The sequence below is a fragment of the Streptomyces sp. bgisy027 genome, assembly GCF_057710365.1.
Map to the genome: position 1 here is coordinate 182,191 of NZ_JBYIVZ010000007.1, position 13,525 is coordinate 195,715.

Sequence of the window (13,525 nt, forward strand, 5' to 3'; positions counted from 1 at the left end):
GCCTCGCGTCCTCCCGCTCCGGCCGCGTCTCTGCCCCGTTCCGCTGCAAGCCCGGCCCGCTCGGCCTCAAGTCCTTGCCGCTCATGCGCTCTTGAACTTTCCGCGCCACACCAGGGCCGCGAAGAAGGGGGCGCCCAGGAGAGCGACGAGGACTCCCGCGTCCAACTCGCTCGGTCGTACCACCAGGCGGCCCACGATGTCGCAGACCAGCAGGACGACAGCTCCGAGCAGGCCGGCGTACGGCACCAGCCAGCGGTAGTCCGGTCCGGTCAGATAGCGGGCCACGTGGGCGACCATGAGCCCGAGGAACGCGATGGGGCCGCACGCCGCCGTCGCCGCGCCCGCCAGCAGGGTGATGGCCGCGATCCCCACGGTCCTGCTCAGCGCGATGTTCACGCCCAGCCCCCGCGCCACGTCGTCGCCCAGGTTGAGGAGGTTGATGGCGGGCAGCGTCGTGACCGCCAGCACCAGCCCGACCACGATGAACCCGGTCACCGGCCAGATGACGTCGAAGCCGACTCCCGCGACGGATCCCGCGTTCCAGAACCGCAGCGCGTTCAGCGACTCCTTGTCCCCCAGCGCGACCGCGGTCGTCATCGCCGCGAGGAACACCGCGACCCCCTGCCCGGCCAGCGCGAGGGTCAACGGATTGCCGGCACCCCTGCCGATGCTCGCCAGCCCGAACACGACGACACCGGCGGCCGCCGCCCCGAGGAAGGCGAACCAGACGTACTGGAACGGGTCGTCGAACCCGAACAGGGCGATCGCCGACACCACCGCGAACGAGGCACCGGTGTTCACCCCCAGCAGACCCGTGTCGGCGATCGGGTTGCGCGTGTACCCCTGGATCAGCGCCCCGCCGACGCCGAGGGCGGTGCCCGCGACGATCGCGAGCACCGTCCGGGGCACCCGCACGGTCTGCACGATGAGCCTGATCTCGGTGAGCCGGCGGTCGGAGTCCGGCGCCGCGAACAGCCCGTGCCACACCTCGGCAGGACTCAACGCGCGCGCACCGACAGCCAGCGACACCGCCCCCGTGATCACGAGGAGCACCGCCAGCGTGCTCAAACCCACAACCCGCCGCCGACGGGCCTGTGTTGTGCCCCTGGACGCGGGGCGTTCCAGTGCAGTCGTGCCCATGTGGACGTACGTCATCCCTTTGATCGCGGACTAGCGGGCGGTGCTGCCGGTTCCGTCCACGACCGCCCGGGCCTCGTCGGAGGCGGACTTGCGGCCACGGTCGAGGAGCGAGTCAAGGATCTCGCCGACCCGGATGGAGGTGTTGGAGAGCAAGGACGACGTGATGCCGTGGGTGTGCTCCGTGCCGCCTTGGAGGTAGATGCCGCAGCGCAGATCGAGGTCGGTCGCGACGCGGTAGTCACGCTCGACGCGGACGCGGCCCTCGTCGTCGCGCAGGCAGTGGTCGGCGACCTCACCGAGCAGGCCGAGGGGGTCGGCGGGGCTGTAGCCGGTCGCGAAGACGACCACGTCCGCGTCGAGGGGCGTCTCGTCGCCGGTGACGAGCGAGGTCACGGTGGCGCGGACCTTGTCCGGCGTCTCCTTGACGTCGGTGAGGCGGGACACGTTCAGGAAACGGAGCCGCTCGTTGCCGAGGACCTTCTCCTGGTACATCTGCCGGTACAGGTCGTCGATCAGATCGATGTCCACCACGGAGTAGTTCGTGTTGCCGTGGTAGTCCATCAGGCGGCGTTTGACGTGCTCGGGCGCCGCGAAGTACTCGTCGACCGCCGCCGGGTCGAAGATCCGGTTGGCGAAGCTGCTGTCGTCCGCGGGGCTGTAGCCGTAGCGGGAGAAGACCGCGCAGATCTCGGCCTCGGGGAAGCGGCGGTGCAGGTAGGCGACGTTCTCCGCGGCGCTCTGCCCCGCGCCGACGACGATGAAGCGGGAGAGTGACGCGCCCTCCAACTCGGTGACCCTCGCGAGTAATTCGGAGTTGTGCCAGACGCGGTCGCCGCGCTCGACGCCTTCCGGCATGAGCGGACGCAGCCCGGTCCCGATGACGAGGTTGCGGGCCCGGTGGACCACGAGACCCTCTCCCGAACGGACCGTCACCTCCAGGTACTCCACGGCCCCGTCACGGACGACGGGCGCGACGCCGACGACCTCGTGGCCGTAGGAGACCATGCCCTCGACCTTGGCCGCGGCCCACTCGAAGTAGTCGTGGAACTCCACCCGCAGCGGGAACAGGTTCTTGTGGTTGATGAAGTCGATCAGCCGTCCCTCGCTCTTCAGATAGCAGAGAAAGCTGAACTCACTGGCCGGGTTCCGAAGCGTCACCAGGTCCTTGAGAAAGGACACCTGCATGGTCGCGTCGTCGATGAGCATGCCGCGGTGCCAGCCGAAGGAGGGCTGCTGCTCGAAGAACCGAGCCGTGATCACCTCGTGCTGCGCGGCCTGTGCGTTGTGCTCGCTGAGCGCGATCGCCATGGCGACATTGGACGGTCCGAAGCCGATGCCAATGAGGTCGTGAACCGATGTTGCGTCACCAGGAAGAACCCGTGACATGTCTCTCCCATCGTGCGGGGCAGTCGCCTGTCAGGCGCGGGAAAGTACGAGGAGCGGGCACGCTGACAGAGCGGCGAACCGGGAACTTAGGTGAGCCTAAGCTAATCCTGTGGAGCTGTCGATAGGCCCGGTGCGGACGATATTCGTCTCAACTGAGAGCCCAGCCAGGCCCGTTGTGCACTAAGGCAAGCCTTGCTTTACTTCTCTCGGTCAGTCCCTGCTCTGAGGAGGAAGCCCATGCGGGTCGTCATGTTCGGCTACCAGACGTGGGGGCATCGCACCCTTCAAGCCCTCCTGGACTCCGAACACGACGTGGTCCTGGTCGTCACACACCCCAGGAGCGAGCACGCCTACGAGAAGATCTGGAGCGACTCCGTCGCCGACCTCGCCGAGGAGCACCGTGTCCCGGTGGTGATCCGCAACCGCCCTGACGACGACGAGCTGTTCGATCGCCTCAAGGAGGCCGATCCGGACATCATCGTGGCCAACAACTGGCGGACCTGGATCCCGCCGCGCATCTTCGACCTCCCGCGCCACGGCACGTTGAACGTGCACGACTCGCTGCTGCCGAAGTACGCCGGTTTCTCCCCCCTGATCTGGGCCCTGATCAACGGCGAACCCGAAGTGGGTGTCACCGCGCACATGATGAACGACGAGCTCGACGCGGGCGACATCGTCCGGCAGGAGGCCGTGCCGGTCGGCCCGACGGACACCGCCACCGACCTGTTCCACAAGACCGTCGATCTCATCGCCCCGGTCACCATCGGCGCGCTCGGCCTCATCGCGGCGGGGCAGACGGAGTTCACCGAGCAGGACCGGTCCCAGGCCAGCTTCTTCCACAAGCGGTCCATCGAGGACAGCCGCATCGACTGGACCTGGCCGGCGGCGGACCTCCAGCGCCTGGTCCGCGCCCAGTCCGAGCCGTACCCGAGCTCCTTCACCTTCCACAGGGGCAGGCGGCTCGAAGTGCTGGCGGCCGAGGTCTCCCAGGGCCGCTACGGCGGCACGCCCGGCCGCATCTTCTATCGCGAGGGCGACGGTGTGGTGATCGTCGCCGGCGCCGACGCCCGTACCGGCCGCAACCACGGTCTGGCGATCACGCGTGTCCGCACCGAGGACGGCCGGGAGTGGGGTGCGACCGAGTACTTCACCACCATGGGCGGCTACCTGACGAGTCGCCCCTGATCCGGCCTCCTCACAGAACCGCCGCCGCGTGGATCCCGGTCCGCGCGGCGGCACCCGTCCGCGTCATGGGCCGGCCCTCAGGTGCGGGCGGCGTGAGCCCTCCGCGCGCGCCAGACGTTGTCGTCCCGGAAGCCCTCAACACCCTCGGGCGACACGCTCACACTGCGCACCGCCTCCACCGTCTCCACGGTCCAGTCGGTCTCCGGCAGGGCGAGTTCGCCGAGGACGCCGTCCAGGGTCGGGAACTGTGCCTCGAAGGGCGGCTCGCTCTGCCAGGACGGCCAGCCGGCGTGCATGACGATCAGCAGGGTGCCGCCCGGTGCGACGGCTCGCGCCGCCTGCCGCAGGACGCTCCGCTGGTCGAACTCGACGGGCGACTGGAGGAACTGCGCGTTCACCAGGTCGAAGGCGCCTTCGGGGAACGTCTCGCCCAGCACATGGCGTTCCCAGACGGCGCGGTCGCCCACCCCGGCCTCGACGGCGTGCCCGGCGGCCCGCTCCAGGGCCGTGCGGGAGATGTCGACGCCGGTGACCCGCCAGCCGCGCGAGGCGAGCCACACCGCGTCGGCCCCTTCACCGCAGCCGAGGTCGAGGGCGCTGCCCGGGGCGAGGTCGGAGGCTTCACGGACGAGCAGCTTGTTGGGGCGGCCGCTCCACAGCCGGCCGCCGTCGCGGTAGCGGGCCTCCCAGAACTCGGCGGCCTTCAGGGGGTGGGTCTCGGTCATGTCGCCTCCCGGTGCGCGGATGTCACGGCGGGACCGGACGGGCGCGGGTTCCGTCGGGTCCGCTGCGAAGAAGCCTGCGGGACGCCGCGGCAACCGACAAACGGTCTTGCCGGTTCGGCAAACCGCCGGCGACCGGGGCCTCGGGACCACGACCTTGGTGCCGAACCGCCTGGGCGCCTGCCCTGGACCCCGTCGTCCTTCCCTGGACCCCGTCGTCAAGGCGCTGTGCACGATGGACTCCACCGTCATGATCGCCCCCGGCAGCCTGGACGGCCCGAGCACCGTCTTCCTCTCCGGCGACGGCAACGGCGACGGCGCCGACGCCGAGGCCGAGGCCGAGCGGGCCACCGGCGGCTCACTCTTCCGGCGCCTCCAGCCAGAAGCCCGCACGGGTCCGCCAGAGGTCGAGCAGCGCGGTGTCGCCCTTTGTCTCCACGTCGGGCGCGGGCCGCTTGTAGAAGTACAGGAGCAGGTCGACCACCGGGCCGCGCGCCGTCGCGGCCGCCCCGTCGGCGCCGGCGCGCCAGGCGGGCCGCGCGCCGGTGAGGTCGACGACCCATTCGCCGGCGTCGGTCGCGTCGAAGTGGAGGGTACGGCCGGGGCCGAGCAGGTCGGGCAGGTCCGGCCGGGGCTCGAACGCCTCGGGGAAGGTGGCGTACTCCAGCCACTCCTCCACCGCCTCGACGGCGAGTTCGCCGTCCAGCCCGAACCGGGCACCCGCAGCCAGGGCCGCGTCGGCCCGGTGCACGACGGTCTCGTACGTCATGCGCCGCGCCCAGAACGCCACCGGCGCCGGCCGGTCCGCCGAGGGGTTCCACACGCCAGGGCGTCGGGGCCGGCGGCGCGCAGCGTGGCGCTGAGGCGTTGCGCGCCCTCGGTGAGCCACGGGACCAGGACGGCGGCCTCCTCGTCCGTGTCCGCGCCGAGGTCGTTGACCAGGTCGTCGGGGACCGGACCGGTGGCACGGGTCCGCACGATCTCCTCCGCCCAGCGATGGTCGCCGCCCACGTGCCGCAGCAGCTGCCCCAGGTTCCAGCCGGGACAGGTGACGACCGGGGCGGTCAGATCCGTGCCGTGCACATGCGCCGTGAGCCGTTCGGTCTGGGACATGATCTCGTCGCAGTGGCGCTCGAAGGTCAGCGAGGTCGTCACCTCATGATGCCGCAGGGCCACAACCGGCCCTGTCGGTGGTCTCGGATACTGTGTTCCGCCTGAGCAAGATCGGGAGGGGAGCGAGAAAGATGCTGGTGGGGGCGGGACCTGTACGACGTCGGCTGGCCCAGGTGGCTTTGCTGGCCGGAGTACTGACGGGCTGTTCGGGGGCGGCGGAGGACGACGCACGGACGTCGGCGGGCGCTTCGGCGCCGGCCGACGCGGGGGCGGACGCGAGCGGTACGGCGGTGAAGAGCGGGGGCACGATCGGCGCGGCCGGGTCGGCGTGCCCGCTGCCCGTCACCTTCGACATCGCGAAGGACTGGGAGGCCGAGGCCATCGACGCCGGGACCGACGGCGGCGACGGCTCGGCCGAGCCCGACAGCGAGCTGGCCCGGGAGCTCGCCGACGCGCTCCTGCACCAGGGCCCGGTCACGGCAGCCTGCGAGGTCGACGCCAAGCCGGCGGGGAACATCGGCTTCCTGCGCGTCTGGACCGGCAAGCCAGGTGACGACGACGCACGCGCCGTCCTCAAGGAGTTCGTGGCGGCGGAGAACGGCGCGAGCAAGGCGAAGTACAGCACGTTCGAGGCGGGCGGCCTGTCCGGTGCGGAGGTGAAGTACCTCGTCACGAGCGAGCTGCTGGAGGAGACGAAGGAGGAGTCCGCGGTGGCCGTGACCACGAAGCGAGGACCCGTCGTCATTCACCTCGGCGGGATGGACACCGACGAACACCGGGCGATGCTGCCGGCGTACGAACTCGCCAAGCGGACCCTGCGCGTCGGCTGAGCGAACCGGCCGTCCGGCGCGGGCACCCGCGCCGGACCCGAACCACCCGGTGCCGGTCAGGACGCCGTGCAGGAGCCGATCACCGGGGCCGCGCTGTTGCCGTTCTTCATGACGGTGAAGCCGAAGCTGGTGGACGCTCCGGCGGCCAGGCTGCCGTTGCCGTTCGGCTTCATCGTCATGACGTTGCCGCTGCTGTCCCAGCCGGGCGTGCCGTTCCAGGTCGCGGAGACCTTCTGCGGGGAGGTCACCGTGACGTTCACGCTCCAGCCGCTGATGGCCGAACTCCCCGCGGTGATGGTGACCTTGCCGTTGAAGCGGTCACTCCACTCCTCGGCCTTGCTGTAGGTCGCCGTGCAGGCGGCGCCGGGTGTGCCGCCACCGGAGGAGGAGCCGCCGAGAGCGGTCAGGGCCGCGGTGTACGCGGGCTTCTTGGCGTAGTTGCCGTCGAACAGCAGGGGCGTTCCGCTCGCGCGCCAGGAGTACTTGTCGGTCACGCCCCAGACGGTGATGCCGGTGCAGCGCGAGACGGCCAGGCAGGCGCGGACCACATGGGTGTAGCTGCCCGCCTGTGCGGTGCCCGAGCCCTCGATGTCCAGCTCGGTGATCTGCACGTCCACGCCGAGGTCGGCGAAGCGCTGGAGGTTGGCCTGGTAGTCGGAGGGAACCGGAGAGGCGCTGTTGAAGTGGGACTGGAAGCCCACGCAGTCGATCGGCACGCCACGGGACTTGAAGTCCCTGACCAGGTTGTAGACGGCATTGCTCTTCGCGTTGACGCCGTCGGTGTTGTAGTCGTTGTAGCAGAGCTTGGCTGCCGGGTCGGCGGCCCGGGCGGTGCGGAACGCCTCCTCGATGAAGCCGTTGCCGAGCTTGTCCTGGAAGGGCGAGCTGCGCCGCGCACCGCTGCTGCCGTCCTGGAAGGCCTCGTTGACGACGTCCCAGGAGTGGATCTTGCCCTTGTAGTGCTGCATGACCTGGGTGATGTGGTTGTTCATCGCCGATCTGAGGTCGGCGGTGCCGAGTCCCACGACCCAGCCCGGTAACTGGGAGTGCCAGACCAGGGTGTGGCCGCGGACCTTCATGCCCCGGCTCTGGGCATGGTTCACGACCTGGTCGGCGGAGCCGAAGGTGAAGGTGCCGCGGGTGGGCTCGGTGGCGTCCCACTTCATCTCGTTCTCCGGGGTCACCGAGCTGAACTCGGTGTTGAGCGTCGAGACGTAGGCGCTCTCCCCCAGGTGGTTCGCGGCGACGGCGGCGCCGAAGTAGCGGCCCTTCTCGGCTGCCGCCGCGCCCAGGGTGCTCGCGGCCTGCGCGGTGCCGGTGAGGGCGCCTGCGCCGGCCGCGCCGAGCAGGCCGGCCAGGCCGAGGGCCAGTGCGGTGCGGACGCGCGAGCGCCGGGGCCGGCGCTCGGGAGGCGGATCGATGGATGTGCGGGTCACCATCTCGTCCCCTTCTCGGTCGAAAGTTTCGGAGTCATTTCCGAATTTCGGGGCAGACCCTAGAAGCGCCTGTCTCCATCGTCAACAGACGCCACCTCTGCACAGCACGATTGGCTCAAGAAAGCCTGCCTCGGGAGCCGCCAGAGGGTTCGAAAGTTTCGATGACATCTACGACTGATCGCCGCCACCCTCGGGGGCCGCTCCCGTGTAGAAGGCGATCGTCGCCGCGGTGGTCGACGCCACCGTCCGCTCGTCCTCGCCCGAGGCCGCGTAGGCCTCGCCCCACAGCTCGCCCGAGCGCGTCGCGTACGCCTTCCCCTCGTCCGAGACCTGCCAGGCCTCGCTCTCCTCCTTGCTCATCCCGCCGCCGGCGAGGTGCATGGCGAGCCCCAGGAGCCCGAGGTCCCAGCCGACGCCGACCGCGCCCGGGCCGAACTGCCCCCAGAAGCCCTCGGGCACCACGGCCACATGCTCCAGCTCCAGCACCGTCCGCTCGTCGCCGTCGGGCGTGAGGCGCACCTCGACCTCGCTGAACCCCGGGTCGGGCCCGTACAGCCAGCTCACCCGCAGCCGGTCCGGCTCCTGGCACTCGAGGATCTCGCCACCGGCATTGCCCTCCAGCTGATAGCGACCGCCGACCTTGAACTCGCCGCTGACGGGCAGGAACCAGCGACTGATCCGCTCCGGCGAGGTCACCGCGTCCCACACGTCGGCGATCTCGGCGTCGTAGGTACGCCGCAGCAGCACCGTGCGGGCCTCGCCCGCATCGACCTGCCGCACCCCGACCTTCCGGTGGAGGCGGTTCAGCTCGTCGACGATCTCACTCATCCTCGTTCGCTTCCCTTCTCACTCTGCGTTCGCGCTTGCCTCGCGCGAGTTCCGTCCCGAGGGCGTCGAGCCGCTGCTCCCAGAAGCCGCGGAATCTCTCCAGCCACGCGTCCACCTCCCGCAGCGGCTCGGCGTCGACGGCGTACAGCCGCCGCGTGCCCTCCGCCCGCACGGAAGCGAAGCCGCTCTCGCGCAGCACCTTCAGGTGTTGCGACACGGCGGGCTGAGAGATCCCGAACTCGTCCTGGATCACGGCACCGATGTCGCCCGATGCCTGCTCACCCGAGGCGAGCAGTTCCAATATCCGGCGCCGTACCGGATCACCCAGCACATCGAAAGCGTGCACGGCCCTCACTATGCCAGCCTCCACTTATATAAGGCAACACTTAAATAAGGCGCATGAGCGGGCCGGGCCCGATCGGCCCGGCCCGCCGCCTACGCGGGCTCGGTGAGGAAGCGGTCGAGTGCCGTCGTCAGTTCGGCGGGCTTCTCCACGGGCAGTTCGTGACCGGCGTCCAGGACGCGGACGACCGCGTCCGGGTAGGCCTTGGCCATCCGCAGCATCTGGGCGAGGGGCAGCTGGATGTCGTGGTAGCCGTGCACCATGAGGGTCGGCACCTGTATCTCCCCGGCCTTGTCCAGCACGTCGAAGGCGCGCATGGCTCCGTAGAGCGTCATGACGACCTCGCGGGGCGTGTCGGCGGAGGCGCGGACGTACTCGCGGATCTCCTCGCGCGGGTAGCCGGGGGCGAAGGCACGCTGGACGTTGCCGGCGACGAACAGCTTGAAGGGGAGGAGCGTCGAGGCGGCCATCAGCAGGGCGCGGCCGCGGTTGTAGGCCATCTTCCCTATGGAGTTCACCAGCACCATGCGCTCGACCCGCTCGGGGTGGGCGAGCGCGATGGTCTGGGCGATCATGCCGCCCATCGAGTGCCCGACGATCGCGAACCGCTCGATCTTCAGGTGGTCGAGGAGGGCGAGGACGTCCCGGGCCAGGTCGTCGACCCTGCGCGCTCCCGCGCCGGTGCTCTCGCCGTGCCCGCGCAGGTCGAGCCGGACGACCCGCCGCTTCTCGGCGAAGTGGGTCATCTGGTGGTCCCAGCGGTGCCGGTTGGCCGTCCAGCCGTGGACGAACACCAGGGGCACACCCACGCCGTCGCGGGGGCCCTCGTCGTCGTACGTCAGCGTCGCGCCGTCGACTTCGAGCTGCGGCATGGGCGGCCTCCTGGAATGCGTCCTGGTTACTGACCGGTACGGTATCCGGCCGACCGGGCCGCCGTCATCGCCGTTCGCCCAGGAAATCGAGGATGTGACCGAACACGTCGAGGGCCGCTCCCCTGCCGAGGAACGTGTCCAGGTGGCCGTAGCCGGGGATCTCGGTGTACGTCACGTCGAGCTGGGGCCGGCGGCGGGCGAGGACGTCGTGGCACAGCTTCTGGGAGTCGAGCCAGAGGCCGTTCTCGCTGCCGGCCAGGAGCAGCACGGGGGTGTCGATACGGGAGGCCGCGTCGAGGGCGTTCTGCGGCAGCGCCCGGTAGCGGTGGTCGGTGTCGTGCCAGCGGACGACGGTGCGGGCCAGTTCGATGCGGCGCAGGTGCGGCAGGATCCACAGCGGGGCGGGGCCGAGGAGTTCGGCGAGCCTGCCGTGGGTGGTGTCGGTCAGGTGCTCGTGGACGAAGAGGGAGGCGCCGGTTCCCCAGGCCGAGTTGTGCAGGATCTGGCAAGTCGGGTCCGGGCAGCTCGCCCTGCGGGAGGCCAGCGCGAACAGCGGGGTGTACTTCGACCACAGGCCGACCTTGCGGAAGTCGACGGGGATGTGGTCGATGCGGGACTTCAGCAGTTCCCCGGCCAGGGTCATGCTCAACGAGGTGCGGCCCGCGAGCTTCGGGGTGAGGAAGACGCCCTGGGAGACCACGCCCGCGAGGCCGGGCACCAGGCCCGCCGTCATGCTCAGGGAGAGCGTGAGGGAGCCGATGCAGTGGGCGACCACGAACAGGGGGCGGTCGCCGATACGGGTGCGGATGTGGGCGACGGCCTCGGGGATGTCGTAGAGGGCGACGTCGTCGTAGGTGTAGCGGCCGCCGGTCTCGTTGTACGGAAGCCGGCAGCTGCCGCGCCAGTCGAGCAGCCAGGGTTCGTAGCCGTCGTCGAGGAGGACGTCGACCAGGTTGCGGGTCTCGGGCAGCAGGAACATGTCGGCCGAGGCGGTGTGCCCGTGCAGGAGCAGGACGGCGGGGCGGTCGCGCTCGCCGGGGTCGACGCGGGTCAGGCCGAGACGCACGCCGTCGCTCGCGCGGAACGGGATCTCCTCGACCTTCGCCGGGTCGAGACGGTGGCGCAGCGGGCGCAGGGCGGTGGTGGACCTGACCTTGCGCAGGGCGGGCCGGGTGACCCTGGTGTTCGTCGTACGGAAGATCATCGGTGCTGCTCCGAGGGGGTCTGGGTGCGGCGCAGGTCGAGCAGGTCGGCGGCGGCACGGGCGAAGGGACCGACCAGTCCGCGGCCCATCTCCAGGCCGAACCAGGCGAGCCAGGTGAGCTTGGCGGCGCGCTTCTCCTGACTGGTCAGGCGCGGGTCGACCTTGATGCCGTCGATCTGGTCCCGTACGTAGGAATCCGCGGGGACGACGACCTCTCCCGCCAGGCTCGCCGGTTCGCCCTCGCGGCCGAGTTCCACGGTCAGGGCACGGGTCTGACGCCAGACGTCGCGGCGGGCCCGCGCGTACTTGTGGCCCTCCAGCCACCAGCGGCCGCCGTCGGCGTCCGTCAACTCCAGGCGGTAGCGCAGGAGTTGGTGGCGCAGGCCGTGGCGCTGCGGGATGCCCTCCTCGGGGCGGATCCAGATGTCGCCGCGTGCCACGGTCAGCGGCTCGGGGTGCAGGGCCGGGCAGGTGACCTCGCCGCGCACGTCGACGCGGCGGTCCGTCACCAGCTGGTGCATGCTCGCGATGGAGAGGGTGAGGGACATCGAGCAGGGGGTGTCGGGGCTGCCGTCGACCGGGCCGACGCCGCCCCGGGTGGTCTCGGTGAACCACAGGTAGGGCTGGTCGTCCTTGTGCGGGAGGCGGGCCAGGCCGTCGTCGGCGAGCCGCTCGAACGTCTTCAGCTGGGCGCGGGCGTCGTAGCGGACGGCCGGCGGCAGACCGAGGGCCTCGACGAGGGCGTCCGTGCGGTCGGCGACGGCGGCCGGGCCCTTGAGGGTGGCCTCGCACAGCTTCAGCGCGGTGGGGCTCTGCAGCACACGGCTGAGGAAGGTCAGTTCGGGGACCGGGTCGGCCTCCAGGCGGGCCAGGGCGTCCGCCCGCCACTCGTCCCAGTCCTGGACGCGGACGTGCATGCCGCCGAACGCCATGTCCCGTACGACGTCGTCGAGGGTGTTGGGGACGCCGGTGAGGTTGTAGTCGAAGCCCCAGGCGTCCGGCTCGCACACGACGGCGACCGCGACGCGGCTGACCCAGTCGACGGGGGCGGCGTTGAGGTAGCGGAAGGCGGGGACGGTGCGGAAGCGGCCGAAGGCCGAGATGAGGCCGGAGCTGAGGTCCTGGGCGTTGTAGGCGCCGGTCCCGGTGTGGCCGCCGATGCCGCCGGGGCGCATCGCCGTGACGATCAGACCGTGGTCGCGGGCGCGGCGCAGGGCGACCTCGGCGGCCCACTTGGTCTGGTCGTAGCCCGCGATGAGGCGGTCGATGTGGGCGAGGGGGTCGTCCTCGCCCATGGAGGGGATGCCGACCTCGTTGAAGACGGCGATGGAGGAGATGTGGTGCAGCGGCTTGGGGCGTCCGGTCGCGGCGAGTTCGGCCAGGGTGAGGGCGCCGAGGACGTTGCTGGTGCGCAGCGACTGGTAGCCCCGCAGGAAGTCCACGGCGGCGGCGACGGACACGACGCTGTCGAGCTCGTGGGTGAGGGTGTTCCAGACCTCGTCGGACAGGCCCAGGCGGGGTTGGCGGATGTCGCCGGGGAGCACGGTGACACGGCGGCGGACCTCCGAGGACCACGGCAGCGCGTAGCTCTTGAGCGCGTCGCCGAGCCTGGCCAGGGCCGCCTCCTCGTCGGCGGCCCGGACCAGGCAGTGGACGTGCGCGTCGCTGTGCCGCAGCAGGTCCAGGAGCATATGGCTGCCGAGGAAGCCGGTGGCGCCGGTCAGCAGGATGCGGCTGGGCGGCAGTGGCTCCGGGGAGGCGACGAAGGGGAGGCGGTCGGCGAGCGCCAGGTCGGCCAGGATCTGGCTGAGGTCCTCGGGGCGGGCCGTGGCGTCGGACGGGGAGGCGACCGGCGCGGGCCGGACCGCTGCGGGCAGCACGGCGGGAACAGGTGTTTCGGGTACGGCGATCGGGGCTGCCGTTCCGGACAGCCGGTGCCTGGCCAGGGCGACCGGCCGGGCATCGGCGAACACCTCGTCCAGGTCGACCGCCACACCGAGCTCGTCCTCCAGCGCGGAGACCAGCTCCACGGCGCTCACGGAGGTGCCTCCGGCGTCGAAGAAGTCGGCGTCCGGTGCCAGTTGCCCGGCGGGTACGTAGCGGCCGGCCACGGCGGCGATGGCTGCGGCGAGGTCGTCCAAGTCGCGCGGCCGGGGTGGGGCGGGCGTGTTCGGGGCGAGGGGTTGGTGGCGCGTCGAAGGGGCCGAGGCTTCGGGCATCGCGGGCTGCTCGGCCCGGCGAGCCGCCTCATCCCGCCGAGCCGGAGCGTCAGCCGAACGCACCCCGCCCTCCGAACCCGCCGCCTCCGCGGATCCCGTGACCCTCGCCAGCAGGTCGGACACCGTCAGACCGATGCCGCCCCGTTCGATCGCCTCCGCGGTCGCCCGCTGGTCGGCGGTCGCCGACGCGTTCTCGTTCACCTCACGCATGAGAGCCCTTCACCGTGTTGCCTTGCCCTTTCGTCGC

13 protein-coding genes are annotated in these 13,525 nt (G+C 70.9%); 2 read left to right on the forward strand and 11 right to left on the reverse strand.

Translation table 11 applies throughout. The features are described 5' to 3' along the window. Nucleotides 1-81 precede the first annotated feature (81 nt). Both AC3ETA_RS10020 and AC3ETA_RS10025 read right to left on the reverse strand, forming a co-directional pair. Nucleotides 82-1,140 carry a FecCD family ABC transporter permease gene (locus tag AC3ETA_RS10020; protein ID WP_432192523.1) on the reverse strand — a complete coding sequence of 353 codons (1,059 nt, stop codon included), beginning with the start codon at nt 1,138-1,140 and terminating at the stop codon, nt 82-84. 30 nt (nt 1,141-1,170) lie between these two features. Then, the gene (locus AC3ETA_RS10025; RefSeq protein ID WP_432192460.1) at nt 1,171-2,526 is read right to left on the reverse strand and encodes a lysine N(6)-hydroxylase/L-ornithine N(5)-oxygenase family protein; all 1,356 of its coding nucleotides are present in this window, start codon (nt 2,524-2,526) and stop codon (nt 1,171-1,173) included. A gap of 237 nt (nt 2,527-2,763) precedes the next feature. On the opposite strand from AC3ETA_RS10025, the gene AC3ETA_RS10030 reads away from it, so the two are divergent. After that, nucleotides 2,764-3,711, forward strand: a complete 948-nt coding sequence (locus tag AC3ETA_RS10030) for a methionyl-tRNA formyltransferase (RefSeq protein WP_432192461.1) — start codon at nt 2,764-2,766, stop codon at nt 3,709-3,711. A gap of 77 nt (nt 3,712-3,788) precedes the next feature. Here the strand turns inward: AC3ETA_RS10030 and AC3ETA_RS10035 are convergent, their stop codons facing one another. The 3 genes from AC3ETA_RS10035 to AC3ETA_RS10045 all read right to left on the reverse strand — a co-directional run bounded on the left by AC3ETA_RS10035 (nt 3,789) and on the right by AC3ETA_RS10045 (nt 5,588). Continuing rightward, nucleotides 3,789-4,436, reverse strand: a complete 648-nt coding sequence (locus AC3ETA_RS10035) for a class I SAM-dependent methyltransferase (RefSeq protein ID WP_432192462.1) — start codon at nt 4,434-4,436, stop codon at nt 3,789-3,791. Between the two features lie 355 nt (nt 4,437-4,791). Further along, nucleotides 4,792-5,202: a hypothetical protein gene (locus tag AC3ETA_RS10040; RefSeq protein WP_432192463.1), complete on the reverse strand. Its 411-nt coding sequence runs from the start codon at nt 5,200-5,202 to the stop codon at nt 4,792-4,794. After that, nucleotides 5,199-5,588 carry a maleylpyruvate isomerase N-terminal domain-containing protein gene (locus tag AC3ETA_RS10045; RefSeq protein ID WP_432192464.1) on the reverse strand — a complete coding sequence of 130 codons (390 nt, stop codon included), beginning with the start codon at nt 5,586-5,588 and terminating at the stop codon, nt 5,199-5,201. The genes AC3ETA_RS10040 and AC3ETA_RS10045 overlap by 4 nt, the downstream gene beginning before the upstream one ends. An 89-nt stretch (nt 5,589-5,677) precedes the next feature. On the opposite strand from AC3ETA_RS10045, the gene AC3ETA_RS10050 reads away from it, so the two are divergent. Continuing rightward, nucleotides 5,678-6,376: a lipoprotein gene (locus tag AC3ETA_RS10050; RefSeq protein ID WP_432192465.1), complete on the forward strand. Its 699-nt coding sequence runs from the start codon at nt 5,678-5,680 to the stop codon at nt 6,374-6,376. Nucleotides 6,377-6,432: 56 nt separating this feature from the next. Here the strand turns inward: AC3ETA_RS10050 and AC3ETA_RS10055 are convergent, their stop codons facing one another. The 6 genes from AC3ETA_RS10055 to AC3ETA_RS10080 all read right to left on the reverse strand — a co-directional run bounded on the left by AC3ETA_RS10055 (nt 6,433) and on the right by AC3ETA_RS10080 (nt 13,488). Beyond that, a complete protein-coding gene (locus AC3ETA_RS10055; RefSeq protein ID WP_432192466.1) occupies nt 6,433-7,815 on the reverse strand; it encodes a glycoside hydrolase family 10 protein in 1,383 nt (460 codons plus the stop codon). A gap of 165 nt (nt 7,816-7,980) precedes the next feature. Beyond that, nucleotides 7,981-8,640: an SRPBCC family protein gene (locus AC3ETA_RS10060; RefSeq protein WP_432192467.1), complete on the reverse strand. Its 660-nt coding sequence runs from the start codon at nt 8,638-8,640 to the stop codon at nt 7,981-7,983. Continuing rightward, a complete protein-coding gene (locus AC3ETA_RS10065) occupies nt 8,633-8,995 on the reverse strand; it encodes an ArsR/SmtB family transcription factor (protein ID WP_432192524.1) in 363 nt (120 codons plus the stop codon). Before AC3ETA_RS10065 ends, AC3ETA_RS10060 begins: the two co-directional genes overlap by 8 nt. Before the next feature lie 80 nt (nt 8,996-9,075). After that, nucleotides 9,076-9,855, reverse strand: coding sequence for an alpha/beta fold hydrolase (locus AC3ETA_RS10070; protein ID WP_432192468.1), 780 nt, complete (start codon nt 9,853-9,855; stop codon nt 9,076-9,078). A gap of 64 nt (nt 9,856-9,919) precedes the next feature. Beyond that, nucleotides 9,920-11,059, reverse strand: coding sequence for an alpha/beta hydrolase (locus AC3ETA_RS10075; protein WP_432192469.1), 1,140 nt, complete (start codon nt 11,057-11,059; stop codon nt 9,920-9,922). Next, the gene (locus AC3ETA_RS10080) at nt 11,056-13,488 is read right to left on the reverse strand and encodes a thioester reductase domain-containing protein (protein WP_432192470.1); all 2,433 of its coding nucleotides are present in this window, start codon (nt 13,486-13,488) and stop codon (nt 11,056-11,058) included. Before AC3ETA_RS10080 ends, AC3ETA_RS10075 begins: the two co-directional genes overlap by 4 nt. Nucleotides 13,489-13,525 lie beyond the last annotated feature (37 nt).